Origin of the sequence: Kocuria rhizophila, from assembly GCF_003667225.1 — a bacterium.
In the GTDB taxonomy this organism is placed as follows: domain Bacteria; phylum Actinomycetota; class Actinomycetes; order Actinomycetales; family Micrococcaceae; genus Kocuria; species Kocuria rhizophila.
In genome coordinates this window covers 1-3,536 of sequence record NZ_RCOM01000136.1, presented here as the reverse complement: position 1 = coordinate 3,536, position 3,536 = coordinate 1, and the positions used below count along the sequence as shown (strand labels likewise).

The 3,536-nt window shown below is 73.0% G+C and carries 2 protein-coding genes; both read left to right on the top strand.

What is annotated here, in order from left to right:
* Positions 1-976 precede the first annotated feature (976 nt).
* On the top strand, positions 977-2,530 hold the full coding sequence (locus D9R02_RS11515; RefSeq protein WP_121566948.1) for a YifB family Mg chelatase-like AAA ATPase: 1,554 nt from the start codon (positions 977-979) through the stop codon (positions 2,528-2,530).
* Positions 2,527-3,536: DNA-processing protein DprA (dprA, locus tag D9R02_RS11510; protein WP_121566947.1), on the top strand; the 1,010-nt coding region annotated here is incomplete at its 3' end. The genes D9R02_RS11515 and dprA, both read left to right, overlap by 4 nt.

Below are 3,536 nucleotides of genomic sequence, written 5' to 3'. Positions count from 1 at the left end.
GGTGGACCCTGCCCTTCCCGGACCCGCGGAGCCGGACCCGATCGTGCCCGGCCCCGGGGATCCCGGCCCGGGTGATCCGGGTCCGGTGGACCCGGGGCCCGTCGATCCCGGGCCCGTCGACCCGGGCCCGGTGGACCCCGGGCCGGTGGACCCCGGACCCACCGACCCCGGGCCCGTGGATCCAGGGCCCGTGGAACCAGGGCCCGTGGAACCAGGCCCCGGAGATCCCGGCGGAGGAGAACCTGGCGCCGGGGGCCCGTCCCCCGGAGTGCCCGACCCGAGCATTTCCGCGCCCAGCGGAACGGTTCCTGCGAGTGTCGCTCCGGCCCTTCCGGCCCCTGCTCCCGCCATGCCGCATCCCCCGGTGCCGAGTGCCCCTCCGACGGCGACGCCGGCTCCCACGGCGCCGGGGCCGTCCCCCGTCGAAACCTTTGCTCCCGACGTGCCGGGGGCGCGTCCGGCCCCCACGCGGGGCCACACCGTGCCCGGCTCACCTCCAGCGCTCCCGGCCCCGGCTCCTACGGCGCCCAAGCCACCTGCGGCGCCGTCGCCCGCTCCCGGCCTGCCCGGGTCATCCCCATCCCCAGTTTCCGCCTCCGGGGCGCCGACAGCACATCCTGGGTCGGCGCTCGGACCCACGGCGCCCGTGTCATCCCCGACGTCGTCCCCCGCTGCGTCAGAACCGGGGGAGCTGCCGCCACCAGAGGCCCGTCCCGAGGATCCCACGATGCGCTGGTCGACGACGCGCGGTCTCTCGGCGGACCCAGCGATCAGCTCCGAACCGCTCTCGAGTCCCGGGCCATCGACGGGCCTGAGAAGCCACCGCACTCTCTGACGCCTTCGACGCGCCTGGGGCGCGGTGAGCGCCCTGCACACTCCACGAGAATCGTGGTGGCCTCAGTGGCGGGGGAGGCACGGTGGGTGCCATGACATCAGTTATCGCCCAACCTCCCCGCGCCGCTCTGGCAGGTGCCCGGTGAAGGGGTTCGCCCGCAGTCGCAGTGTCGCCCTGATCGGCCTGGAGGGGCACGTGGTGGACGTGGAGGCGGACATCGGACAGTCGCTGCCGGGGTTCACGATCATCGGGCTGCCGGACCAGGCGGTCAACGAGTCCAAGGAACGCATCCGTTCCGCGGCACGTCATGCAGGTGCCCCGCTGTCCCCTCGCAAGATCACGGTCAACCTCTCACCGGCCACACTTCCCAAGCGCGGTTCGCACTTCGACGTCGCCGTCGTGATGGCGGTCCTCAGCGCCCAGGGCGTGGTGCGTGTCCCCCCGGACACCGTCTTCTTTGCGGAGCTGGGGCTGGACGGCTCCCTGCGCCCCGTCCGGGGAGTGCTTCCGGCGGTCCTGGCGGCCGTGAGGGAGGGCTGCCCTCACGTCGTGGTGGCGGATGCCAACCGGGCGGAGGCCGAACTCGTCACGGGCGCAACCGTGAGCTCAGCTGGGCATTTGGCCCGTCTGCTGGTCCAGTTCGGGGCAGATCCCGCGCTGGCGGCCCGGGCGGAGCCCGCCGCGACGGGGCCCTCGCCCACCCCACAGTCGCGGGCGGTGCCCCAGGACCAGGATCCGCGGGATCTGACTGACGTGGTGGGTCAGATCGAGGGGCGTAAGGCCCTGGAGATCGCGGCCGCCGGTGGCCATCACCTGCTCATGGTCGGCCCACCGGGTGCGGGCAAGACCCTGCTCGCGGAGCGCCTGCCGGGGATCCTCCCGGACCTTGAGGACGAGGACTCGCTCGAGGTCACCTCGGTCCACTCCCTCCGTGGAGATTCCGGGTGCTCGGCCCTGATCAGGCGGCCACCTTTTCAGGCCCCGCACCACGGGACCACCATGCCCGCCATGTGCGGGGGAGGCAGCGGCATGCCTCGGCCCGGTGCCATCTCCCTGGCCCATCGTGGCGTGCTCTTCCTGGACGAGGCGCCCGAGTTCGACCGCAGGGTGCTGGACGCTCTGCGACAACCCCTCGAGTCCGGCACGGTCACGATCGCGAGGGCCCAGTCCGTGGCGCAGTATCCCGCCGCGTTCCAGCTCGTGCTGGCCGCCAACCCCTGCGCCTGCGGGCACGCGGGCGGCACCGGACAGGCGTGCACGTGCAGCTCCGTGCAGCGCCGCCGCTACTTCGGGAAACTCTCGGGTCCGCTGCTGGACAGGGTGGACGTGCAGCTGCGAGTGCCCGCGGTGACCTACCACGAGCTCAGCGCGGTGTCGGGGGATGCTCCCGAGAGCAGCGCGACCGTGGCGCAGCGGGTCGCGCAGGCCCGGGGCGCCCAGCAGGAACGGCTGCGTTCTCTGGGCTGCCGACTGAATGCCAGCGTCCCCGGGGCGCTGCTGCGCCGCAGACTTTCCCCGGGTGCGGACGCGGTGGAACCATTGAGGGCCGCCATGGAGCGCAGGGCGCTCACGGCACGGGGATTCGTGAAGGTCCTGCGCGTGGCGTGGACCCTCGCGGACCTCGACGGCGCGGTGGTGCCCACCCGCGAGCACGTTCAACTGGCCCTCTACTTCAAGACCACGGTGACGACATGACCGGCGACCAGTTCAGCCAGAACGCTGCAGATTTCCAGCACCCGGCCGATTCCACGGAGGACGTGAGGGCGTGCCGCACTCGTCTGGCCCACATCATCGAACCGAGCGACACGGCCGGACTGCTTCTGCTGCGCGCGCTCGGGCCCCAGGTGCTGTGGCGGAGCATCACCGAGCTGCAGGAACCCACTCGCGCCCTGCGCTCCGTGCTGCACAAGGCGACGCAGGAGTGGCTTCCGGGTTCCCGGACTCCCGACCTGACCGCCCGCTTCGAGGCCTGGCGGTCCAGGTTGCCGGTCCCCGCGACGGACGTGGAGCAGCGCCACGCCCTGCGCGTCGGTGCCTGGACGGTGATTCCGGAGGACCCGGACTGGCCCGGACAGCTCGCTGATCTGGGGCTGCAGCAGCCGATCGTGCTGTGGGGACGCGGAGACCGGGCGCTTCTGGGACGTCTCCGGGGCAGCGTGGCCGTGGTGGGGTCCCGCAACGCCAGCGCGTACGGTGCCGCCGTGACGAGGGGCATCGCCCAGGAGCTGGTGGCGGCCGACCGGTGCGTGGTGTCCGGGGGCGCCTTCGGGATCGACGCCGAGGCGCACACCACGGCATTGCAGACGGCTGCGGGGCCCGGGGCCACCGTGGCGGTCCTGGCCTGCGGCGTGGACCGGTTCTACCCCGCGGGCAACGCCGAGCTGCTCGGGCGGATCTGCCAGCGCGGCCTGCTGCTGAGCGAGGTGCCTTTCGGGTGCGCTCCCACCCGGTACAGGTTTCTTCAGCGCAACCGGATCATCGCGGCCCTCACGTGCGCCACTGTGGTCACGGAGGCCGCATGGCGCTCGGGATCCCTGAACACGGCGCGGCACGCCGCGGGGCTCTCCCGGGAGGTGGCGGCCGTGCCCGGTGACGTGCTCGTGGGCAGCTCGGCGGGGTGCCACCGCCTCGTGCGGGAGGACCACGCGGTGCTCGTCAGCAACGGGAGCGAGGTTCTCGAGCTCGTGGCACCGCTGGGCAC